We start from the raw sequence: 24,034 nt of genomic DNA on the forward strand, positions 1-24,034 counted from the left end.
TCTTACATGATACCAGATTATTTAATCATTTGTTCATATTTCATTTTTTCTACCCACACTTTTTGGAAGAGAACCATCGATATTGATAAATAACTTTTTATTAAATTGTTTTACAACAGGCATAACATCTTCTAAAATCAATATGGATCCCGTAAGCAAAAAAATGATAGGGGATTCAGTTTTTAAGGCATCATCTAAGTCATTTAAATCTCTGATAGCAGGAATTATCGTATTTTTATTGATTAAATTACATAAACCTTTCATATTATCTCCTTTTAAGGTACTTTTTTGTTTCTTATTTTTTCCTATTGACACTTCTAGTAGCTATTATATCACTACCTGTGTCTAATATATTTTGTATTACAACGTCCCCTCTTTTGATGGGTGCTTTTACCTTTGTCTTTTTTAATACTTTCATTATATCTTGCATAAGTCTTAACGGGACAGGTTTATCAGACCTAACCGAAGCCATTGGAATTTTTCCATCTTCTACTTTAACGCTTGTTACAACCACTCTTAAGGGATCGGTGATTTCTTGTTTTACAAATTCTAAACCTCTTTCACATCTGTTCCCCTTAACTTCTACAATTTCTATTTCATCCGAATCTGTATAAACAACGTTTATTTTACATCCTAAAGGGCATTGTGTACAAACTATTTTCTTCTTTTTGTATTCAACCGAGTTCACGTGCACTCACCTCTATCTCTTTCAAATCCTTATCTTTAAATGGTTTTATGGAAATTTCGATCATTTCAGAAGGTCTGGCTTCTTCTTCCACCCTCTTAATTCCAAGAGGTTCTACTGTAACTTCTGCTCTTTTGAAAGTTTTTGAAACTCTAAGGTACAACTTTGTTCTTTCGTTGGGATCTATATACATTGGGTGCAATATATTTATATTTTTACCTTTTTTAACTTTTACCTTTTGTTCAGGAAAGTACTGATTTTGTGCATAAAGAGCAGCATATTTACCAGCTTTTTCCCCTTCTCTTGAAACATAGTCCACTAAGTCAAACACAACTGTACAGTTCCCAGCTGCAAAGATCCAATCTTCAGAGGTTTGATTCGTATTGGATGTAATAAATCCGGGGCATGTTTCAACAAATTTCACAGGATCAGTTAAAGGTATAAGGCCAACGGATGTTATGAGGGCATCCACGTTAAATACCTTTTCCGTGTTTGGAATAACTTGCCTATTTTCATCAACTTGAGATACGTAAACTTTACTCAATCTCTTATTCCCTTCGACTCTTGTGACGGTATGGGAAAGATACAATGGGATATTATAATCTCTTAGACACTGTTGAACGTTTCTTTCCAACCCACCTGGATATGGCAAAATTTCTACAACACCTTTTACTTCTATTCCCTCTAAATGAAGCCTGCGAGCCATTATCAATCCAATATCTCCAGAACCAACTATCAAGGCGCTATTAGCTGGCTTGAGATTTTGAAGGTTGATGTATTTTTGAGCTACTCCTGCAGTAAAAATACCAGCAACCCTATCTCCAGGAACCGCAAGTGAATTAAAATGTCTTTCTCTTGCCCCTGTTGCCATAACTAAGGCCTTTGTTTTTATCTCATGTATCCCTTTATGATTCACAAAAGTCAATTGTTTATCTTTATTAACATTCAACACAAAGGCACTGTTCAATATTTTTACATTCGTATTGGCTAATTCTTCTTGAAGCGTTTCTTTGAATTCTGGACCGGTTAAATCTTTTCTATAATAATGTATCCCAAAACCATTGTGAATACATTGATTTAAAACTCCACCGTTTTCTTCTTCCCTTTCTATAAGAATAACGTTTGCACCATTTTTATCTGCAGCCTTAGCAGCGGCCATTCCTCCTCCGCCACCACCTAATACAACAACATCTGTTTCGTATTTCATATTGTTCTCACCTCGGAATTTATTATCCACGAACCTTTTTCATTTTGAAGTATTTCTTCTGGTCTTAACCCTGTCTCTTCGGAAATTATTTTCAATATCTTTGGTATGCAAAAACTTCCTTGACATTCTCCAAAGGAGGCTCTTGTAGCAAATTTAACATCATCTAAAGTTCTTGCACCGTTTTTTATAGCCTCTTTAATCTCCTTTTTTGTTATTTTGTTACAATAGCAGATCATTTCTCCAGCATCGGGATCCTCTTGAATGGCTTTTCCCCAATAGTCGTAATCCTTTTCCGCTAAATGTGGAATTTTTTCAATATGATTGATGTAATTTTTCCTTTTTTGTAAATTAATATGCAACTTTTCTTGAATAAGATATTCAACAACATACTTAGCAATAGCAGGTGCAGCGGTTAAGCCAGGGGATCTTATACCAGAAACATGTATAACATTCCCTTTCCCTACATCGATATGAAACTCTTTTCCTTTTGTCTCAGCCCTTAGACCGGCAAATGTTTTAACTACATTCCTTGAAAAATCTAAAGTTGGAACCAATCTCAAAGATTTTTCTTTGACTTCTAAAAGCCCCTCTTGAGTCGTAGAAAGATCTTGCTTTGATTCTATATTTTGAGCAGTAGGACCAGCTAAATAACCACCGTCTACCGTTGGCATAACCAAGCAACCCTTTGTTATTTTGGAAGGAGTAGGAAATATAACTGAATTTACGTATTTCACATCTTTACCTAAAAGAATATATTCGCCTTTTCTTGGAAAAATATAAGGAACTTCATCTCCAAAGAATTTCGCTACTTCATCTGCATATAATCCTGCGGCGTTAATAACTAAATCAGCTATATAAGTGCTTCCATCTTCAAAAAACAATTCAAACTTGTTATCTTTCTTTTTCACTTCAACAAGTTTTTTGTTTTTTAAAACTTTTCCTCCGTTAATCTCTACCGATCTTGCAGCCTGAATAACTGTTTCCCACGGCTCAGTCACACCTGCTATTGGGCAATAAAAGGATTTTAAAGCACTTTTATTTAAATTTGGTTCCATTTTGAATAGTTCTGCCTTATCTAAAATCTCGTATTCCTTGACCCCGTTTTTAATTGCTCTTTCTACCAACTCATCGATTGCCTTTAACTCTTCCTCGTTCAATGCGACAACATGTGATCCAACTCTTTTTACTTCTACAGAAAGTTCCTGTGATATCTCATCGTATAATTTATTACCCTTATAACAGAATTTTGCTCTCAAAGTTCCTGGCTCATCATCATAGCCACAATGGATTACAGCAGAATTACCTTTTGTAGTTCCTGCAGCAATTCGATTTTTTGCTTCAAATATGTAAACATCTTCTATATATTTGTTAATTTCTCTTGCGATTAAACTTCCTATTATTCCAGCACCTATAACCGCTATCAATTTTTACCAGCCTCCTAATATTATAAAAAAACCATACCCTTTACGAAATAATTTCGCTTTAGGATATGGTTTTCTCTTATTCTCCACCATTTTATTATTAACTTTTACTCCCAATATATTCTAACATGTTAAAATTAAATAAAAGTTAACAGGCTTACTATCATTTGATTATTTTTCTTCAATCCAATTTTTTGCTCTTTCAACGGCTCTCTTCCACCCTGCGTACAATCTTTCTCTTTCATCCTCCGCCATTTGAGGAGTAAAAAGGGCATCCCGTTTCCATTTTCTTAGTAATTCTTCTTGACCATTCCAATATCCGACAGCCAAACCTGCTAAATATGCTGCTCCTAAAGCCGTCGTCTCGTTGACTACCGGTCTTTCTACCTCTACTCCAAGAATATCCGACTGGAACTGCATTAAGAAATTATTTAATGCGGCACCACCATCTACACGCAGAGTCTTAAGTTTTATACCCGAATCAGCCTCCATCGCTTCAAGAACATCTCTTGTTTGATATGCTATAGATTCCAAAGTAGCTCTAACAATGTGTGCCTTCGATGAACCTCTTGTTAATCCAACGATGGTACCCCTTGCATACATATCCCAATAAGGTGCTCCTAGTCCTACGAATGCAGGTACCACATAGACACCACCATTATCTTTTACTTTAGTTGCATAATATTCTGTATCTGCGGCGCTATCAACTATCTTTAATTCATCTCTAAGCCATTGAACAGCAGCACCCGTAACGAAAATGGATCCTTCCAAGGCATAGTTAACCTTCCCGTTAATCCCATAAGCTATTGTAGTTAATAAACCATGCTTAGATTCAATAGGTTTTTCTCCAGTGTTCATTAACATGAAACAACCAGTCCCGTATGTGTTTTTTGCCATACCTTTCTCGTAGCAAACTTGACCAAACGTAGCAGCCTGCTGATCCCCTGCTATTCCAGCAATGGGTACTTCTGCGCCAAATACATCTGCATCGGTATTACCATATATTTGACTCGAAGGTTTTACCTCTGGCAAAAGGGAAGAAGGAATGTCTAACTCTTTAAGAAGAGCTTCATCCCATTTAAGCTCGAAAATATTGTATATCATTGTTCTTGAGGCGTTAGTATAATCAGTTACATGAACTTTTCCATTTGTCAACTTCCAGATTAACCACGTATCTATAGTTCCGAATCTGAGTTTTCCAGCTTCTGCTTTTTCTCTGGCTCCTTCAACGTTGTCCAAAATCCATTTAATTTTGGTTCCAGAAAAGTAAGCATCTACCATAAGACCTGTCTTATGTTTGATTGTTTCTTCTAAACCTTTCTCTTTCAAATTATCGCAAATTTTTGAAGTCCTTCTATCTTGCCAAACGATCGCATTGTGAATAGGTTTCCCTGTTTCTGCATCCCAAATGACGGTTGTCTCTCTTTGATTAGTTATACCGATCGCACTGATCTGACTACGGTTAATATTCCCTCGGGCCATGGCATCTGCTATAACTCCCATCGTAGTTGCCCAAATTTCATTGGGATCATGCTCTACCCATCCGGGTTTAGGATAATACTGCATAAACTCTTGCTGTGCTACACTAACAACATTCCCATCATGATCAAAAATTATTGCCCGAGAACTTGTAGTACCTTGATCGATTGATAAAATATATTTTTCCATTAATAACCCTCCTTACATATTATTTGTTTATACGTTCTTTAAAAACTCTAACATACTAAAAATATAATACTTTTCTCAAGACTTTCATTATATTCTGAAAGCTTTGTTTTTCTAAATCCAAGCAGCTAAGAATAGTTTGTAAACCCATGCACCAATTATTCCACCTACTATTGGCCCCCAAATAGGAATTACTAAACCATAAGACCAGTCAGAGTCTCTTTTCCCTGGTATGGGTAAAATAGCATGAGCAATCCTTGGTCCAAGATCTCTAGCAGGATTAATGGCATACCCAGTAGGCCCACCTAAACTCAAACCTATAGACCAAACCAAAAATCCAATTAGAAGAGCTCCTAAAGCGCCTGTTGAATTATACTCATTATTTATTCCTAAAACACCAATTAATAACATAGCAGTACCTATTGCTTCAGTGACGAAATTCCATCCAAATTTCCTTATGTTAGGCATCGTCGAAAAAACCGCTAACTTATCGTCAGCACTTTCTGTTTCAGCAAAATGTTCTTTATAAGAAAGATATACCAATACAGCTCCAACAAAAGCTCCTAGGATTTGGGCAATTATATACCCTGGTACTAAGGACCACGGAAAATCACCAACTGCTGCCAAACCAACAGTTACTGCTGGGTTAATATGAGCTCCGCTTACCCATCCAGTTATATAGACCGCCATCGCAACCGCAAATCCCCAACCCGTTGTTATAACAATCCATCCCGAACCTTGGCCTTTTGATTTTTTTAATACTACATTTGCCACTACACCATCACCTAGTAATATCAGTATCATAGTTCCAAAGAATTCAGCAAGATATTTTGCCATTGTTACCCACCTCTCTTTAATTTTAATTTTAGATTTACCTACTTACCTTATGTCTGGCGCCAGAAGGTACTAATACTGCAATTACAGCTACTAACTTTTTAAAACATGACACTTCCTACTTCATTGAAACTTTTCTTTACGCGCAAAGAAAATAATTTCAATATTCATTACTTTTACTTAACATTTTCACTTCAAAACAAAAAACCTTAATAAATATATCTATATATTGCTTCGAGCCGCTACTCACTCCGCAATATATCAATATTTACTAAGGTTTTCTCTTCTTCTCCACCTTATTGCTTTTATTAACTTTAAGTCTTAAACCTAATTTCAATGTTTCACTATTTTACAATTTTCATAATTTAGGAACTTTCGAATTAATTATATATTAAAGTTTTTATATTGTCAATGTCAATTATAACCATTTCCGACCAATTACAGTCATTTATCATCGATTAGAGACATTTATCTACTAAATACTTAGTTTTTCTTTCTTTTTATAAAAAATTCAATTTATCTTTTTACTTTTTGGAGATAATTTTTCACTTCTCTGGTAGTTTTTAGTTGAAGAATATTTTCCATTTCTTTTTCAGCATCTTTTTTAGTCCATTTTTCTAAAGATTCTTTGATCTTTGGTATTGAAAGTGCACTCATACTAAATTCATCTAGACCTGCGCCAAGAAGAAATGGCAATAAAAGTTCATCCCCTGCCGCTTCTCCACACATACCCACCCATATGCCTGCTTTATGTCCTTCGTCTATTATTTTCTTAATGAGTCTTAAAATTGCGGGATGATAAGCTGAATAAAGATCCGCTATTTTCTCGTTTGTCCTATCAACTGCCAGTGTATATTGAATTAAATCATTAGTACCAATGCTGAAAAAATCTACTTCTTCTGCCAAGATATCTGCTATCGTAACAGCTGCAGGTGTTTCAACCATTATACCAATTTCTATATTCTCATTATATTCCAAACTTTCATTATCCAATTCCATTTTAACTTCGTTAAAAATGTCTTTAGCTTGCTTAACTTCGTCTAGAGAAGAAATCATTGGAAACATTACACTTAGATTCCCGAATTTACTTGCACGAAGTATCGCCCTTAACTGCGACTTAAAAATATCAGTTTTATCAAGACATAACCTAATTCCTCTATAACCTAAAAACGGATTCATTTCCTTAGGTAGATCCAAATAAGCAACTTCCTTATCAGCGCCAATGTCTAGTGTTCTTATGACCACACGATTTTTCTCCATCTTTTCAGCTACTTTTTTATATACTTCAAATTGTTCCTCTTCAGAAGGAATTTCTGCTCTATTCATGTACAAAAACTCAGTTCTAAATAAACCAATCCCTTCCCCACCATTTACCACCACAGCCTCTAAATCATCAATATTACCTATGTTTCCAACCACTTCTATGGCTATTCCATCTTTAGTCTTAGCCTTTTTATTACTATAAACAGCTAATCTTTCGAGTTCGGTTTTATATTCAATAATTTTTTGTTTATATATTTCCAGTGTGTCTTTATCTGGATCTAAATAAACTTCACCACTATTTCCATCAACAATCAAAAGAGAATTATTTTGAACTTTATCTAAAAGTGTTTCACCCAAACCAACAACAGCAGGTATGCCCAGAGATCTGGCTATTATAGAAGCATGGGAGGTCCTTGATCCATCTTTAGTTACAAAAGCAAGAACTTTTTTGGTATCTAACTGTGCAATTGAAGATGGGCTTAACTCTTCTGCAACTATTATAACTTCCTTATCTAATGCGTCAGGGAGTTCCTTATTACCTAGAAGTATATTTATTACCCTTTTTCCTATATCTTTTATATCAGCTCCACGCATTTTGAGATATTCGTCTTCCATATCCTCAAACATCTCTGCATATTGTTCAATAACTTGCTTTACAGCAGCAGGAGCTGAACATTTACCTTCCCTAATTTTACTTTCAAATGCAGATATTAACTCAGGATCATTCAGCATCATTATATGTGCATCAAAAATTTTAGCTCTCTCCTCGCCAATTTCTTTCCCAATATTATCCTTTATTATTTTTATTTCTTCTTTTGCTTTTTCTATAGCGTTATGAAGTTTATCAATCTCGTCATTTATTCGATCTTCAGATATTGTCTCTATTTTGACATCACTTTTTTCTTTCTTAAGAATTAATGCTTTACCGATAACAACACCAGGAGAAGCTGCAATTCCTTTCATTTCCATTTAGTTTGCCACCTCTTTATCCTCTTTAAGCATTTCAACAGTAATAAATTTTTCTATTTCTTTGATAGCTTCTTCGGCATCTTCACCATCAGCTCTTAAAATTATTTCATTTCCCTGGGTAACACCTAAACTCATAACTCCAATTATGCTTTTTGCACTCACTTTCTTTCCATTAAAAATTATTTCGATATTTGATTTAAATTTAGATGCTTTTTGTACAAGCTGCGCAGCAGGTCGTGCATGCAACCCAATTTTATTTTTGATCACTACTTTTTTTTCTTCAACCAAATTAAATCATTCCTTTTTCACTATTGTTATTATAAACTCTAAAAAACTTACCTTATGGTTAACAAAAATTTAAATATAAATTCTATTGTTTCTTTTTAATAACGTTCGGCGATTCAATTGAAGATACTATGTTGGAAAGTTTTTCCCCAATACTTGCTTCTACTGTAGCAAATATTGCTCCTTCTACTATTGGAGCGTCTGCTAATATTATTTTTTTCTTAGTATCTTCATCAAACCTATCTATTATCATATTTATATTCATCACGGCACTACCTAAATCAGCTAGAACAATTACACCATCTTCTTTATTTATTTTTTTTAATGATGCATAAATTGCATCAGGGTCTGTACCTATTTCTCCTTCTTTAGTACCACCAACTGCCAATATTTCAACATCGCCTTGTTTCATCTGCTCGGCTAATTTTTTGGTACCTGCTGCTATTTCTTTACTATGAGAAACAATCAAAATACTAACCATCTTTTCACTCCATTTCAGAAATTAATTCATCAACGATTACTTTTATAATTAAATAGCTCGAAGTTGCTCCGGGATCTTGATGCCCTTTACTCCTTTCACCTAGATAACTAGCACGCCCCTTAGTAGCCAGCAAAGGAATTGTTGCCTTCATTCCTTCTTCAGCAGCTTTTTTACATTCTTCAAGAGCTCTTTCTAAAGATAAACCTTTTACTTTACTTTCACGAAGAGCATTCACTGCCGGAATAATGGTATCTAACATAGTTTTTTCTCCTTGCTGAGCTTTTCCTAGTTTTTGAATACCTTCTATTATGGTCTCACCAATCTTTATGAAAGAATCAATATCAAAATCTGAATCAGGAATAATCTTGCTAATATTTAAAAAAGCAGTTCCATATAATGGCCCAGAGGCACCACCTACAGTTGATATTAAAGTCATTGCAACAGTTTTAACTAAGTCACTATTATTTTTGAAACTATCATCCTCGATTTTTTCTTTTACCTTTTTGAAGCCACGGGCCATATTTATACCATGATCTGCATCGCCAATTGCAGCGTCTAATTCGGTTAAATAATTTTTATTTTCTATGAGTACATCTGCAATTTTTATAAATATATCTTTAATTTTTTCTGAAGTGACCTTAATTTTTTTTGACATCAGATAGTCCTCCATATCTAAAATTTATCATGGTCTTTAATAATTTCATCTTCTCCTGAAAGGCATTTTTAGAGACTGGATCTCCAAACAACATCTCTACTCCTTTCATCTATAAATTAAAAAAATAAACATCTTTTTGTAATCTTTATTGATAACTTATTCAATTTTCACAAGATTTTTTCCCAATTGTTTATAAGGTTCATTTCATCAAATTTATATCAGTGGGAGCATCTAATAATTCTTTTAATTCTTGGTCAAGTTTTAACAGTGTTATTGACATTCCTGCCATTTCCAACGATGTCATAAACTCACCAACGAAGTTTTTATAAACTTTGATACCTCTATTTTCTAAAACTTGGTGGGCACGTCTATTTGCAATAAATAACTCCATTAAAGGAGTCCCGCCCATACCGTTGACCATTAACGCAACTTCATCACCGTTTTCAAAATTTATGTCAGACAATATACTACCTAATAAATCGTCTACTATTTCATCTGCCTTTTTAACCTTCGTTCTTTGTGTACCAGGTTCTCCATGAATCCCAATTCCTAGCTCCATTTCATCTTCCTCTAGTTTAAAAGTGGGTTCTTCGGCAGAAGGAACTCTACATGGATATAAAGCCATTCCCTTAGTTCTGACATTAGAGATAACTTTTTCTGCAGCTTTTTTAACTTCAGAAAGCTCGGCACCGGCAGCAGCTTTAGCTCCAGCAATCTTATGAACGAATATTGTACCAGCTACACCTCTACGTCCCGTTGTGTACAAACTATCTTCAACCGCTACGTCATCATTTACAACTACATGTGCAACTTCGATTCCTTCTGCTACAGCCATATCCTCAGCCATTTCAAAATTCATTACATCACCCGTATAGTTTTTAACAATTAGCAAAACTCCTTTCCCACCATTTACAGTCTTGATTGCTTCAAATATTGCATCTGGTGTTGGAGAAGTAAATACATCTCCTGCTACAGCTGCATCTAGCATTCCTTCACCCACATAGCCTGCATGAGCGGGTTCATGTCCACTGCCACCACCGCTAACAAGTGCAACTTTCTCTAATGGAGCATCCTTTCTAACTACTACATTGTAATTATCAAGTTTTCTTAGTTTTGAAGGTTTCGCCTTAACTATTCCTTCAATCATTTCTACTACTACATTTTCTGGATCGTTAATCAGTTTTTTCTTCATCTTTATTACCCCCTTAAATTATTTATTTTATCTTGCTCACTCTGAAAATTTTAAAGTGAATTTTATTTTCATTTAAAACTTGCTTTAGGAAGCATTATCAATAGTGAAACAGTTAATGATACTAATTCCGTTAAAACATGACACTTCCTACTTCATTGAAACTTTTCTTTACGCGCAAAGAAAATAATTTCAATATTCATTACTTTTACTTAACATTTTCACTTCAAAACAAAAAACCTTAATAAACATATCTATATATTGCTTCGAGCCGCTACTCATTCCGCAATATATCAATATTTACTAAGGTTTTCTCTTCTTCTCCACCTTATCGCTTTTATTAACTTTAAGTCTTAAACCTAATTTCAATGTTTCATTATTTTACAATTTTCATAATTTAGGAACTTTCGAATTAATTATATATTAAAGTTTTTATATTGTCAATGTCAATTATAACCATTTCCGACCAATTACAGTCATTTATCATCGATTAGAGACATTTATCTACTAAATACTTAGTTTTTCTTTCTTTTTATAATTTATAAAAACTGGCTATAACCTTTTTTACTCAAATCAATTCTTTTTTTAATTCAATTATTTCTTTTTCTAATTCTTCTTTTATTGTTTCATTCTCTCTTTTTGCCTCTAGATATTCTCTTAATTTTTCATGTCTTCGAGGATTTAAAGGATATCTAGCAGCCGCAATTATTCCTAAAACCAATAAAATTATCGGAACGAAAGAGATTATAAATCTCAACGCAAACAAAAAACTCTCAGGTTGAAGCTGTTCTACTCCGTCTATTGGGTTAACAAATCCTGATAGCCCCAATGAAAAGGTAACCCCTGCAACTGCCAAGCCAGATGCCACTTTTCTCACAAACGTCATCAAACCACTTAAAGTACCCTCTTCTCTTTTACCGAATTTTAATTCAGCAACATCGGTTACATCCCCAAATATAGTATGAGGCATAACTGCAACCCCTGAAACTCCCGCTCCTATTGTTGCCGCCATTAAAATTATGTGGGACATAGTTACATCAGGAGGCAACGTAAAAAGAATGAATCCCGCAACACACCATACTAATGCACCTAAAATATATGAGATATTTTTGGATGTCTTTTTAGCAATAAAGGCATAAAATGGGATAAAAACAATTTCGGTTATGAAAAGAGCACCTAACGCTATGGGAAGTAGGCCTTCATTTCCAATATAATACTTAGTATAATAGGCAAAGATAGTTGAGACTACATCTATCGATAAATATGCAAAAAGATACATAGCAATAAGGAGCCGAAAACTCTTGATTTTAAAAGGTTCAAAAAACATATTGAAAAAGTTGAAGGTACTTTTTTCTTTAGAGAATTCTTTTCTTTCCTTGGTGAATAGAAAAACACCTATCCATGGAATTGAAAAGATCAAGCCAAAGGTTATTGCCATCATTATATAACCTGTTCTGATATCAGAAAAAGCATTCACTATTAACATTGGAAGCACTGCACAAACCAGCCCTGCCGCCAATGAAAATGCAAGCCTATAGGAATTTAAAGATGTTCTTTCATGGTAATCTAAGGTTAGTTCTGCCCCTAAAGCAGTGTAAGGAGTCATAACCATTGTATAAACGGTTGTAAAAGCTATGTATGCAATTAGTGCGTAAATGAATTTCCCCAATTGATTAGGAAAACTTGCCGGATACCAAAGAATGAAAAAAGATATAAAGACCAAAAAGGTTCCTGCCAACAAGTAAGGTCTTCTTCTGCCAAACCTAGTTCTTGTATTATCTGTAATGAATCCCATCAAAGGATCTGTAACGGCATCCCAAATCTTACCAATCAAAAGAATGGGAGCAATATACTGCATTTTCAGACCAATGACATCGGTAAGGAATATAGCGTAGAAAAAATTTATTATGTTGAAAGCACCACCACCAAAAATATCCCCCGACGCATAGAATAACTTAGTTTTCAAAGGTAGTTTTTCACTTTTCACTTTTCCATCTCCTTTATGGAATTAATAAGAAAAGATTTTTAAACCTTAATTACCCAATTTAAATAAGTTCTTTATCTCCTGGTTGGATAACTCAGTTATCCAACTTTCTCCCGTTTTTATGATATTTTCAGATAACTCTTTCTTTTTTTCTAGCATCTCGTTTATTTTCTCTTCAAATGTTTCTAAGGTGATGAATCTGTGAACTATCACGTCTTTTGTTTGACCAATCCTGAAAGTTCTATCTGTTGCCTGACTTTCCACTGCCGGATTCCACCAGAGATCATAATGTATAACGTGGTTTGCAGATGTTAAATTTAATCCAGTACCCCCAGCTTTTAAAGACAAGATCATAATCGGATATCTATGCTTTGTTTGAAAGTCGCCGATCATTTTGTCTCTCTTTTTTCTGTTGAGCCCTCCATGAAAAAATAGAGGTTCTATCTTAATGTTATCTGTAAGTATCTTCGTTAATATATCTCCCATCTCTTTGTATTGTGTGAAAAGTACTACTTTTTCGTTGTTGTCTACAATATTTTGAAGTAGGTCCAATAATTTCTCTGTTTTACCAGAATCATCCGGTAAAGGAACTCCTTTTTTAGTGTAGTTAACAGGATGATTGCAGATCTGTTTGAGTGAGGTCAACATTTTAAGTATTAATCCTTTTCTTTGTATGCCGTCAGCTTCCATCTTTTCCAACTCTTCTTCTACGTGTTCAACAACTTCTTTGTAAAGTGCAATTTGTGATGGCTTTAAGTAAACATATTCGTCGTATGTGAACTTTTCTGGAAGGTCTTTAATGATATTTTTATCAGTTTTAATTCTTCTTATCAAAAATGGGTTTATCAAACTTTGTAATCTTTTGGTTGCTGTTGTATCCCCATATTTTTCAATAGGTTTTGCGAAGGTTTCTATAAAACGATTCTTTCCACCCAAATATCCAGACATAAGGAAATCGTATAAGCTCCATAACTCGGTTAATCTGTTTTCTATGGGGGTCCCTGTCATTGCGATCCTCTTTGGAGCGTGGAGAGCTTTTACCGCTTTGGTTTGTTGTGTATCTGAGTTTTTTATGTTTTGTGCTTCGTCTATAACAACCATTGAAAATTCTTTTTTTGTTAGAAATTCAACGTCGTTTCTCACAACACTGTAAGTCGTTATAATTACATCAGAATTATTCTCAAACTTCCTATCACTTCCATGGTAAATACTTACATTCAAAGTAGGTGCAAATTTTTCACACTCTTTGTACCAATTTCCAACAAGTGTCGTTGGACAAACCACTAAAACCGGATTCTCTAAAGCTTTTTCTTCTTTCATTTTGAGAATTACAGAAATAACTTGAACCGTTTTACCCAACCCCATATCATCTGCTATACAGACGTTGAAACCTTTTCCTAAATTCGTGTACAACCATCTGAATCCAGTTTTCTGATAATGCCTTAACTCCGCATTAAGATTTTTTGGCAACCTTACTGGAGAAACTTTTCTCAACTCTTCTAAAAACTTTTGAAGATTGTTATCCAATATCACGGGGAGACCGTTCATCTCTTGTGAAAGTATAACTTTCAGAGTTTCAAAGTCTGAGGTTAAGTTTATATTCTTGACCTTTTCCATAATAGACTCAAACTCATTGGCACCTAAAAACACGTAATTTTCTTTTATCTTAACTATCCCTTTTGATTTTTTTGCCAACTTTTCGAACTCTTCAAGTGAAATTTCTGAATCTCCTATGAGTACGGTGTAATTGAATCGTATGAGCTTGGACAAAGATAAAAAGGATACATGACTGCCTGTAGAGTTTGCTTTTAAAACGAGTTTTGGCCTTGAAACCTTTTGAAGTCCTTTTGGAGCTAGTATTTCAACGTTCAGAAGTTTTAATATGGGCATGGCATTTATCATTATTTCCGATAACTGTTCCGTATTGACCACTATTTTAGAACTTTTCTTCTTTAAAAACTCGCCAAAGAATTCCGCGTATTTTGCAATAGTTACTATCTCTTTCAAGACCTCTGACTTTCCATCTTCTTGACTCTCAAAGAAAGTTTTTATATCTTGGTAAGTATCAAAAGGCTCATCTTTTCTGTAGATATCGAGTGATAGGTTGAAAAACAACTCTCCCATATCCTCTATACTTATAACTAATTGATACTTGCTTTGCCTCAAAAGTAAAGGTTCAAGATAGTTTTTTATACTTTCGAAGGTTCTTTTTTCTTCAAACTTTTGGGCGGTGTATACCTTGGATTCAAAGAACACATCGGTTATTTTATTCTTCACTTCTGTTTTGTAATACTTTTTTATAAGATATTTGATGTACTGGGATACAAGGTATTCAACAATCTTGTCCCTTTTCATGTACTGACCTTTTTCGTTGATTACTAGATCCACTGGAACGATAGAACTCAAATAATTAACGTAATCCTTTATATAATCGTTAAAGTAAACAGGTGAGTAATCGATAACGAAGTCTTCTTCGTTAATCTTTTGTGGAGTGGGGATAAATGCTTTCATATCGATAAGCTTGTATACGAAAGAAACCAATCTTTTTAAAAATAGTGATGCTTCACTGTCCTCATCGGTTTCCATAAGAGGTATCGATTCAAATAAATCAAATAAATCTTCGTAATGCACCGTATAATTGCCATTTTCTTTTTTACATTCTAATTCTTCTAACGGTTCACCTTCTAAAATAATATTGGGAGTAATGGGAGAATAAATAAATTTTATCTCTGTCTCTTTGAAATATGGGTTAAACCTTTCATCTACCTTCCCATCTTCTTCGCTTATAGCTTTCGATAAGTAATTGTACATACTCAATAGAAGGTTTTTAAAGTTTTTTCCATCATAAAAATAGGCTTCATCAGGTAGTAGGTTTATAACCTTTTCTATCTCATATTTTTCATACGAAGGATCTGGTTGTTCCATCGGTTGGGTAGGTTCTTCCTTTTTATCTGTAAAGATAGAATCAGAAATTTTTTCTGTCTCTTTAGCGATTTCTATCAAATCTTTCTTTTTCATGCCGTGCATTTCGAAGATCAAAAAAGGGTCTTTGTCTATCTCATCGGCTATTATATAGTAAACGGCTGCCAAATGTTTGCAAGGATTTGCCCAATCAGGACATGAACAATGTGCCTCTATCTCGTTCCAACTTTGCGGGAACAACTTTATTCCCATATCTTTGGTAATATCTAAAAGTTCTTCGGGAAGGTTCCCACCAATTAACATAGCAGAAAGGTCTAATCTTTCGCTTAGAATTTTTTTAATTTTTTCTTTCTCTTCTTCCGTAAAAACAGGCAAAGCTATCTTTTCTCTATAGGGATTCGGTCTCGTACCTTGAACCCTTGCTGATATTACAGAGTTTTTTTGAATTTTAATCTCCAAAACCGCCTCTTTTTTTGCGTAGCTTCTACCGCGGGGCAACCTATTAGTGTCCCTGTCGATATTTTCCAAGGCCTCAACCCATTTTTTGCCCCACCAACTTCTTCCAAAAACGTATTTTCCTCCCATTTTTCTTTTTTCTGCCTTCCTTCGTAATTACTTTTTAAGAAGGGATTTTGGAGAGCAACCTCCAAAATCCCTTGGTTTAGATTATGATCAATAATATTTAGGATTAGTTGGGATAAAATTAAACTTCTCAGGTACATTTTTATGTACCAAGAGTCTGATTGGCTTTCCATGGAAATCGCATTCTACCAAATTATGAGAAGAGTCGTAGATATGACTTTCTACTGTTTGAACCTCGAATCCTTCTTCTTTAATGGCTATTTCTTCAGGTCTAAAGCATAATTTGTAATTACCATCTTCTTTATCCACTTTTAATTTATTTAATACGTTGCCACCTTTGATTTCAACGTCTATTGTGTTCAATCCTAATCTGGAAGTAAGTTCCATAACTTTTAAGTTTGATGGGTTCTGGTAAACATCGAAGGTTTCTCCAAACTGTAAAAGCTCTCCGTCATCCAGTATAGCAAGATAATCACTTACCGACAAAGCATCTTCGGGATCACTGAAAACTGCTATCGTAGTTTTACCTAATTCTTTTATAAATCTTTTGAGCAAAGCTCTCATTTCTACGTGAAGCTTTCTATCCAACTGACTTAGTGGTTCATCAAGGAGTAACAACCTACAATCGTGTAATTTCTCTCTCCCAAAGGCGATCAACTGTTTAATACCTTCAGGCAATTCATCGGGCTTTATTTCTAAATAATTCGGTAAACCATCCAACTCTTCTGCCGCTTTTATCGCTATCTTATACACTTCTTTTTTCTTTTTTCCACCAATGTACAAAGGGAAACCTAAATTCAATTTTGTATCTAAATGAGGGAAAATGGCATAGTTTTGAAAGACAAAACCAACCTTCCTGTCTCTTGGGGAATACTTCTCTATCCTCTCGTCTCCAAAGATAATTGCTCCAGATTCAGTTTTATTCAAACCTGCAAGAGTTCTTAATAATACCGTCTTACCCGAACCTGAAGGCCCTAAAATAGATAAAACTTCTCCAACTGGTAATTCAAAGGAGATATTTTTTAACCTGAATTCACCTACTTGGGAGTTTAGATTTTCAACCTTTAAAGAAACATCATTGGTTACTTCAACCATTATTTTTCACCTCCTTTGCCAAGTAATAGAGCAAAAAGTGAGGTCACTTTTTCACTGAAATTATAACATATTTAATTTAAGTTTAATGTGAAGGCAAAACGTGGAACTAGCTCTACATTAAAGAATTCAACATGTTTTCAATATTATCAAACCAGTATTTATTATACTCCGAAAGCACTTTAGCAGGATCTTCTGGTTTCATTAATAGTTTTATTTTCACATTGAATTCGTTATATTCGAAAACTTTCTCTTTGCCATTTTCTTCGAATAATTTTTTATACCAATCGATTTTTCTATAAGCGCTTGAATGCTCAGTTCCTTTTGGATCCACAAAAAGAACATAATAGTTATTTCTTCTTTTTAGCCAGAAAATAAAATCAGGATAAAATTTACTCATTTTATTTATGTTGGGATTATAATATGGAATATAGATTTCATCTAAACTTTCATCTAATTTACTAAAAAACCACCAATCGAATTCTTTGAACTTATTGTTTTCTCTTTTCAAATAATTTTCAAGATCGCTTATAAACTTTACTTCACTTGGTACTTTTATAATATGGTTTATATACTTTATTTTTTCATCTTCAGATAGTATGAGTGGAACGTAATAGTGATTAGGAATATACTTTATTTTGATTCGTTGACCTCCACTTTCGAATTCTTCCTCCTCACTTATACTTTTCACTTTTTTTAAATATTCTTCCTGCGGTATTTCTCCATATTGTTCTTCTACTTCTTTCATAAACTTCGTAGAGTTTTTAACTTTTTCAATCTTATTTTGTATCTCGTAAATATCTCTCAAATACACCCTGATTTCCTTAAAATGATTTATTTCTTCATCTAATTCTTTGAGGCCCTGAAAGTCTTTCGGAGCAAGGTTAAGATAATTAAAAAACCTTTGAACAAGCAAATCTACATTTTTAATGGTTTTCTCTTTGATATTAAAATTGCTTCGTTCTTTTAGACTTCCCCTCAAAAATTTTATTTTCTTTGGTTCCGTTTCGTATCTCATTAGAAACACTCTATCATCGGTAATAAACTCACCTAATTTAGATAATAACTCAAGATCTTCAGAAGAAATTTCAAATTTTATCTGTTCTTTCCTTTCTAAAATAGGCACTTTTGATTGTTTGTAGATTGGTACAAGTAAATCTTTCTTTTTGATTTTGTCATTTTCAAAAAGTGTAAGCTGATTCTCGCCATCTTTTTTTCTTTCTTGTTCTAACTCTTGAACAACTGTTTCTAAAGCTTTTCTATTCGTTCCAAAGATAAATAGAGTCTCTATTGGTAAAACCTTGTTTTTAATTGCTTCGAACACTTCTTGATCTATTTCTTTGGCATTGTATAGTTGCAATATTCTTTTCCTCTTATTTCTTATAGGTTCTATTCTCACACCTCTACCAATAGATTGAAGAATAAATTTCTTTGCACTCTTATCAGTTCCTATGTTTATAAAATTAATTACATTAGGTCTGTTGGAATCCCAACCTTCGTAAAAACTTCGAGATCCCATAAGAATGTTAATATCAGATTCTTCCTTATTCAGATTTTCAAAATAACTTTCACCTTCGTATCTTTCCTGGAATTCATATCCTACTAACTCACTTTTTAACCATTCAGATATATTTCCTATTTTTATTAATGCAAACGGCGTATCGCTTGTTTTCAATTTAAAGGCTAACTCTTGGTTATTGGACTGTCTAATTATTATTTCAATTTCCCCATGAACGGTTGAATTAAATACATATTTTAATATTTCTTCTTTTGTTATACTCTTTAGTGTGGATTCTTCTATCTTTATTTTTTGGTCTTTTTCAAACATACAGTGTGGTTCTTTGCGTAACTCTTCCCAAAGCTCCTCAATAGCCACTTTTAGAATTTCAAGATCAATTTCTCCAACTGCTACTTTTTCAAGTTCTCTAAAAAATAATTTGAGATCTGCATCTTTAGTATTAACAGAATTAACTAATGTTAAAAGTAACGGTTTATGGTATAACCCAGCTTGGACATGGGTAATTTCTTCATAAAACTTTTTCACATAAGTTAGAAGAATCAATGATTTCAAAACTATCTTTTGTTTTTCTTCCTTGTTGTAATCTTCTTTATCGTTTTTAAATGCCCTTATCTCTTGTTTTAAAATGCTCAAATGCTTACCATATCCTGCGTTTATGAAACTTGAAAGATTAAATTCATAAGCACATGTAACTATATCTCTTGGATCTATGAACGTTGCTGAAGAATTAAACAAAAATCCATTTCTTGACATAATAGAATAAATATGTTGCCTTTTGGAATCTTCTTTATCTCCTTTATGAGCTTCGTCTAAAAAGATGTACCATTTTCCATCGTTGTCATAGTTTTTGAAATCTATAATCTTATCTTTTTGCTCGTCACTTAAATTATCAGATCTGTAATAAAAAATGCTTGTCCCAAATAATTGAGGATTTCGCTTTATCTCAGAGTATTCTTTTAACTCATGCAAATATATGTTATTTTCGTTAGATCTATTAAATTCATCCACATGTTTTTTAAGCTGCTCTATCAAATCATCCCTATGGGTTAAAACGAGAATATCGTGTGGAGGGATCTCCTTCCTGTTAATTAATTCTGATAAAATTTGAATTAGTTTTATGATAACAAGCGTTTTACCACTTCCAGTAGCCATCCAAAAACTCATACGATTGATAAAGTTCTCATAAGAGATCCTGTTATCATCTACTTGAGGGTAATATTCTGTTAAAAGTTTGTAGTTGCTTCTATTTGTCAATTTAAAATCAAAATCACTATCCAGGCCATTGTCTTTGTACCAATTAAAAAGCTTTTCTTTTCTTACTTTGTTCATCTCCAAACTTTCGTTATTTTGATAATCTACAAAATCCTCAAAATACTTCCATAATACCTTGATAGCATTTCTTACTGCATTTTGTTGATAATCCCAAAGAGTTTTGCTTTCTGAAAACCCTTCAAAATCAAAAGTATTCCACGTAACCGATAGCTCTTCAAATTGTATATTTTCTATTATATCTTGTAATAATGTTTCCAACCTGTTCACCACCAAATCAGAGGTTTTATAAGCTTATAATCCAAGTCTTTTAAATTTATTTTCTCACCATCTTCAAATTCCACGTAGTCCGAGTGAATCTTCTTTATCCATTTGCCGGTTAAGTTAGATAATGTTTCTGCGATGTCTATATTTTTATATAGCTTAGATAAATCTACTTTTACTTTATTGTTTTCATAATCAATCTCAAGAGCTTGGAGCATCTTTAAGTCTTTCATAAAAACATATTGATTGTATGGATCTTCATACGGATTATCAAAGAGTGTTGAATCTTCATATTTTACCCTTCTTAATGTGTCTTCATATTGCTCAAGTTCGTAGTATTTAAAAAAGCCACCTGCATTATTTTGATTGTACTTTTCTTTCACATCTTTTTCTTTTGAAATACCAGATTTATCATAAGCCAAAACTTTTTTCATTCTTGGTAAAACTACACTGTAAAAATGCTCTCCCATCTCAACACCAAGCCATTTTCTGCCAAGTTTGTGGGCAACGGCTGTGGTTGTGCCACTGCCCAGGAAAAAGTCCAAAACTAAATGATTTTTGTCAGAAGAACATTCAATAAATCTCTTTAATAATAATTCCGGTTTCTGTGTATTAAATGGCCAATATTCTTTATTAGAAGAAACTACTGTTGACCTTTGAGCAATTTGCCATACATCATCGATAAATTTATCTTCATACTCTTTGTAAATTATTTTTTCTTTATCATCCCTTTTTACTTTCAATTTTCCAGAATCACTATCCCATACACGAGTTGGTCTTTTAATAGGTTTATCGAGTTTTTCATTAATACGATTAAAAATTGATTCTGTTGATTTTGAATAGAATAAAATGTTGTTGTGGTTTATCGGGAATCTTTTAACGTTTCCTTGAAAATTGTCTGGATAATACCAGATGATCTCGTTCTCAAAATTTTCTTTACCAAAAATTAAGTTTAGTAAATTTCTTCCAAGATAATCTGCATTATGATCTAGATGCAAAAAAATATTCCCTTTTTTTCTAATAAAACTATGTGCAAGGGATAATCTATTTTCAAGTAATGTTAGCCAAGAAGAATCCAAGAATTTATCCATATAATCAAATTCTCTTCCAGTATTAAACGGTGGATCAATATATATTGTCTGTACTTTTTCTTTGAATTTAGGAAGAAGTGTGTTCAGTGCTTGATAGTTTTCACTCTTTATAAGCCAACCATCTAAGGAATTATCTAAATCATCAAAAAGACCTAAAATCTTGAGTTCTAAATCTTTGAAATATTTAGTGTCAATTGGGAGATGTTTATACTTCTCAGTTAATTGTTTCCCTGTTATAATGTTTTCTAAAATATTATTTTTGTTAAACTCAGTATCAATAATCCCTAACTCTTTCCATTCTTCTACTTGTTCTTCAAATTTTTCATGGTTCATTATCTTTTCTACAATTTCTATATCCTTCTCGGCTATCCTATCTAAAGTTATCACATAATTAGAATTTAAAACAAACTTGGGCTTGTTCCATATTTTTACTAACTCATCTTCAAATTGTGAAATGAAATCTATTATCTTAAAGGCTATGTCTTTTAGTACTTGCAATTCTTTTATTCTTTCTTCTGTCCATTCACTCTCTCCAGAAAAGACATACTGATATAACCAAATATTGAACTGTTCTTTCAAAAATTCTTTTGCATTCTTGTTTATAAAGTAATCTACTTCATTTTGTTTTTCAAAGACTCTGAAGGCTTTATTTAACTCCTCTTCAGTTGTTGTTATCCCTTCTTTTTTCAGGGATCTTAAAATGTCAACGATCTTTGTTTTTCTTCCTCTTTCCGAGTATAATACATTGAAAACAATTACTCCATCGTTTCTTCTTTCTTTAAACTCGTATATTATTTCTCTTTTTTCATTCGCTTTTTTATGCTCTAATGTCGAAACATCAAAATAATACTTGTACTTGTCTATTTCTACTTCTAAATTTTTGAATAATCTATCTGTTTTAACATAATACAGCATGTGTGTTTTCCAGAATAAGATAACATCTTTATCGTCTGTATATACCTTTTCGTAGACATTTTGATGAAATGGTGTGTACCTGAAGTAGATTGAACCTGTTTCAGAGAAGTAGCGATTGAAGAATGTATAAAGTTTATCAAATAATTCTCCCCTGAACTTAGGAAATGGTTTTAAGGCATCATCTATATCTTTTTTAAGTTGTGGAAATACTCCCTTTTTGTAGTAATTTGATTTGATTCTCATTAAATTAATATATCCTGATTCTCCTTCTACCTTTGCCCCAACAAAAATGTCTTCTAATGCATCGAAAAATTTAATTTCTTCTTTAGTCATATTGCTCGCTCCTTTTAATTTTAACGGTAATTAACTTTACTATTCTAAGCTTTTAACAGATTTCTTTTATGTACTTTTTATGTTCTTTTTATAAATTATAACATTAAGCTACTTTATTATAAAAAATTATTAGTGAAATACTTAAAAAAAGATATCACTCCTCATAAAAAAGGAGTGATATCTTCAACGACACAATCATAGTATAGTTACTTCCGATGAGCAACGGATCATCCTATTACAACTATTTCAATAACTCTTTTAGCTCTTCTATGGTTATTTCCAACAAGTTATCTCCTATGTAATCTATCGACTTCTCATTGGCTTTTCTTATTTTCTCTTTTATCTCTTCAGTTAATTGGTTACCGAACCTTTTGCTTAATATTCTAATTGCAAAATCTTTTTCACCTTCAAGTTTTCCTTTTCTTTCACCTTCAAGTTTACCTTCATTCTTCAACTTTTCTGCTATCGTCATTATCAATTCACCCCTTTCATCCATTACCTTTTTCGCTACTTCTTTTACCTTTTCTATGTTTATATCGTCCCTTGTATACATTAAATACAACATACAAGATTCAAATAATTCATTAAACGTCTTTTTGTCTTTTATCCCAATAAGAAATTCAAATGCCCTTCTTAATTCTTCATCAAACTTTTCTCCTGTTTTTACTCTTGCCACTCTTGTCGTTTGTAATATCGCCTTTAAATTTGCTAACCCTACTATTCCTAATTTTTCTTCCGGTGAGAAATCATATATCTCATATTGGTAAGTAGGTATGTATTGTTTCATTATTTCTGGCAACTCTTCTATTCCTTCTATGAGATTTATTAGTTTAGTTTCTATATTCCACTTGTTTTCTCCATTGTATATTACTAGTGGTATTATTATAGGTAATTTGTTCGTTTTAGTGTTGTATTTTTCTTCCCATATTCTGAGTATGTATTTTAAAAGTTGTAGAAGTACACGCGGATCATTGTAGCTTTTGTGTTCAAAGAGAATGTATATGTATCCATCTTTTCCATTTATTCTCGTTTTGTACAACATGTCTGAGTGGCTTTCTTTTAAATCTTCATCCACATAGCTTTTGTCTTCTTTGGTTAAATAATTTAAGTCTAGTACTTTGGTAATCTCAGTAGGTAAGTAATTTTCTAAGAAATTTTGAGCTATTTTTTTTACCAAAATGTTTTTTGAAGAAAGCATCGTGTGGATTGTTTAATTCACTCATCTTTTGCCTCGCGTTGTGCTATAGATTTTGTTTGTTCAAAATTAATTATACCATTTATTTGTTTAACTATACTAATGATTGTAGAAATTTTGACAAATTGCCTTTTATAACGGCTGTATAATAAAAATGGTTGATGAGATACTTGACAAAAGGGATAAAAAAAGATATCACTCCTCATAGAACAAA

Annotated in this window: 19 protein-coding genes; all 19 read right to left on the reverse strand. The window is 33.0% G+C overall.

Translation table 11 applies throughout. From position 1 onward, the window contains the following. Window positions 1-33: 33 nt before the first annotated feature. Window positions 34-264 carry a glycerol-3-phosphate responsive antiterminator gene (locus tag ACW9JY_RS08715; RefSeq protein WP_457284051.1) on the reverse strand — a complete coding sequence of 77 codons (231 nt, stop codon included), beginning with the start codon at window positions 262-264 and terminating at the stop codon, window positions 34-36. 31 nt (window positions 265-295) lie between these two features. Beyond that, the gene (locus ACW9JY_RS08720; RefSeq protein ID WP_457284052.1) at window positions 296-688 is read right to left on the reverse strand and encodes a DUF1667 domain-containing protein; all 393 of its coding nucleotides are present in this window, start codon (window positions 686-688) and stop codon (window positions 296-298) included. Next, entirely contained in the window at window positions 675-1,892 is a 1,218-nt protein-coding gene (locus ACW9JY_RS08725) for an NAD(P)/FAD-dependent oxidoreductase (RefSeq protein ID WP_457284053.1), read from the reverse strand. Before ACW9JY_RS08725 ends, ACW9JY_RS08720 begins: the two co-directional genes overlap by 14 nt. After that, on the reverse strand, window positions 1,889-3,316 hold the full coding sequence (locus ACW9JY_RS08730; RefSeq protein WP_457284054.1) for an FAD-dependent oxidoreductase: 1,428 nt from the start codon (window positions 3,314-3,316) through the stop codon (window positions 1,889-1,891). Before ACW9JY_RS08730 ends, ACW9JY_RS08725 begins: the two co-directional genes overlap by 4 nt. A 168-nt stretch (window positions 3,317-3,484) precedes the next feature. Beyond that, on the reverse strand, window positions 3,485-4,981 hold the full coding sequence (glpK, locus tag ACW9JY_RS08735; RefSeq protein WP_457284055.1) for a glycerol kinase GlpK: 1,497 nt from the start codon (window positions 4,979-4,981) through the stop codon (window positions 3,485-3,487). 111 nt (window positions 4,982-5,092) lie between these two features. Then, the gene (locus ACW9JY_RS08740; protein WP_457284056.1) at window positions 5,093-5,815 is read right to left on the reverse strand and encodes an MIP/aquaporin family protein; all 723 of its coding nucleotides are present in this window, start codon (window positions 5,813-5,815) and stop codon (window positions 5,093-5,095) included. A gap of 513 nt (window positions 5,816-6,328) precedes the next feature. After that, the gene (gene ptsP / locus ACW9JY_RS08745) at window positions 6,329-8,038 is read right to left on the reverse strand and encodes a phosphoenolpyruvate--protein phosphotransferase (protein WP_457284069.1); all 1,710 of its coding nucleotides are present in this window, start codon (window positions 8,036-8,038) and stop codon (window positions 6,329-6,331) included. Window positions 8,039-8,044: 6 nt separating this feature from the next. Beyond that, entirely contained in the window at window positions 8,045-8,332 is a 288-nt protein-coding gene (locus ACW9JY_RS08750) for an HPr family phosphocarrier protein (RefSeq protein ID WP_457284057.1), read from the reverse strand. An 82-nt stretch (window positions 8,333-8,414) separates the two neighbouring features. Then, window positions 8,415-8,810 (reverse strand): dihydroxyacetone kinase phosphoryl donor subunit DhaM, encoded by a 396-nt coding sequence (gene dhaM, locus ACW9JY_RS08755; protein WP_457284058.1) that lies wholly within the window; start codon window positions 8,808-8,810, stop codon window positions 8,415-8,417. Window positions 8,811-8,814: 4 nt separating this feature from the next. Next, window positions 8,815-9,465 (reverse strand): dihydroxyacetone kinase subunit DhaL, encoded by a 651-nt coding sequence (dhaL, locus tag ACW9JY_RS08760; RefSeq protein ID WP_457284059.1) that lies wholly within the window; start codon window positions 9,463-9,465, stop codon window positions 8,815-8,817. Next, window positions 9,449-9,574: a hypothetical protein gene (locus ACW9JY_RS08765; RefSeq protein WP_457284060.1), complete on the reverse strand. Its 126-nt coding sequence runs from the start codon at window positions 9,572-9,574 to the stop codon at window positions 9,449-9,451. Before ACW9JY_RS08765 ends, dhaL begins: the two co-directional genes overlap by 17 nt. Window positions 9,575-9,664: 90 nt before the next feature. Next, window positions 9,665-10,657 carry a dihydroxyacetone kinase subunit DhaK gene (gene dhaK / locus ACW9JY_RS08770; protein ID WP_457284061.1) on the reverse strand — a complete coding sequence of 331 codons (993 nt, stop codon included), beginning with the start codon at window positions 10,655-10,657 and terminating at the stop codon, window positions 9,665-9,667. Between the two features lie 565 nt (window positions 10,658-11,222). Beyond that, entirely contained in the window at window positions 11,223-12,641 is a 1,419-nt protein-coding gene (locus ACW9JY_RS08775) for an MFS transporter (protein WP_457284062.1), read from the reverse strand. A gap of 45 nt (window positions 12,642-12,686) precedes the next feature. Next, window positions 12,687-16,145, reverse strand: coding sequence for an SNF2-related protein (locus ACW9JY_RS08780; RefSeq protein ID WP_457284063.1), 3,459 nt, complete (start codon window positions 16,143-16,145; stop codon window positions 12,687-12,689). An 87-nt stretch (window positions 16,146-16,232) separates the two neighbouring features. Next, window positions 16,233-17,237 (reverse strand): ABC transporter ATP-binding protein, encoded by a 1,005-nt coding sequence (locus ACW9JY_RS08785; RefSeq protein WP_457284064.1) that lies wholly within the window; start codon window positions 17,235-17,237, stop codon window positions 16,233-16,235. A gap of 112 nt (window positions 17,238-17,349) precedes the next feature. Then, window positions 17,350-20,292: a DEAD/DEAH box helicase family protein gene (locus ACW9JY_RS08790; protein ID WP_457284065.1), complete on the reverse strand. Its 2,943-nt coding sequence runs from the start codon at window positions 20,290-20,292 to the stop codon at window positions 17,350-17,352. Continuing rightward, the gene (locus ACW9JY_RS08795; protein ID WP_457284066.1) at window positions 20,289-22,625 is read right to left on the reverse strand and encodes a DNA methyltransferase; all 2,337 of its coding nucleotides are present in this window, start codon (window positions 22,623-22,625) and stop codon (window positions 20,289-20,291) included. The genes ACW9JY_RS08790 and ACW9JY_RS08795 overlap by 4 nt, the downstream gene beginning before the upstream one ends. Window positions 22,626-22,866: 241 nt before the next feature. After that, on the reverse strand, window positions 22,867-23,823 hold the full coding sequence (locus ACW9JY_RS08800) for an Rpn family recombination-promoting nuclease/putative transposase (RefSeq protein WP_457284067.1): 957 nt from the start codon (window positions 23,821-23,823) through the stop codon (window positions 22,867-22,869). Between the two features lie 17 nt (window positions 23,824-23,840). Further along, a partial coding sequence (locus ACW9JY_RS08805) for a hypothetical protein (protein ID WP_457284068.1) occupies window positions 23,841-24,034 on the reverse strand: 194 nt, incomplete at its 5' end.

The organism is Petrotoga sp. DB-2 (assembly GCF_054051725.1).

Coding starts and splice junctions, on each gene's coding strand:
- ACW9JY_RS08715 (WP_457284051.1), bottom strand. CDS start 264: ATGAAAGGTTTATGTAATTTAATCAATAAAAATACGATAATTCCTGCT.
- ACW9JY_RS08725 (WP_457284053.1), bottom strand. CDS start 1,892: ATGAAATACGAAACAGATGTTGTTGTATTAGGTGGTGGCGGAGGAGGA.
- glpK (WP_457284055.1), bottom strand. CDS start 4,981: ATGGAAAAATATATTTTATCAATCGATCAAGGTACTACAAGTTCTCGG.
- ACW9JY_RS08740 (WP_457284056.1), bottom strand. CDS start 5,815: ATGGCAAAATATCTTGCTGAATTCTTTGGAACTATGATACTGATATTA.
- ptsP (WP_457284069.1), bottom strand. CDS start 8,038: ATGAAAGGAATTGCAGCTTCTCCTGGTGTTGTTATCGGTAAAGCATTA.
- dhaM (WP_457284058.1), bottom strand. CDS start 8,810: ATGGTTAGTATTTTGATTGTTTCTCATAGTAAAGAAATAGCAGCAGGT.
- dhaL (WP_457284059.1), bottom strand. CDS start 9,465: ATGTCAAAAAAAATTAAGGTCACTTCAGAAAAAATTAAAGATATATTT.
- ACW9JY_RS08765 (WP_457284060.1), bottom strand. CDS start 9,574: ATGAAAGGAGTAGAGATGTTGTTTGGAGATCCAGTCTCTAAAAATGCC.
- dhaK (WP_457284061.1), bottom strand. CDS start 10,657: ATGAAGAAAAAACTGATTAACGATCCAGAAAATGTAGTAGTAGAAATG.
- ACW9JY_RS08780 (WP_457284063.1), bottom strand. CDS start 16,145: ATGGGAGGAAAATACGTTTTTGGAAGAAGTTGGTGGGGCAAAAAATGG.
- ACW9JY_RS08785 (WP_457284064.1), bottom strand. CDS start 17,237: ATGGTTGAAGTAACCAATGATGTTTCTTTAAAGGTTGAAAATCTAAAC.
- ACW9JY_RS08795 (WP_457284066.1), bottom strand. CDS start 22,625: ATGACTAAAGAAGAAATTAAATTTTTCGATGCATTAGAAGACATTTTT.
- ACW9JY_RS08800 (WP_457284067.1), bottom strand. CDS start 23,823: ATGCTTTCTTCAAAAAACATTTTGGTAAAAAAAATAGCTCAAAATTTC.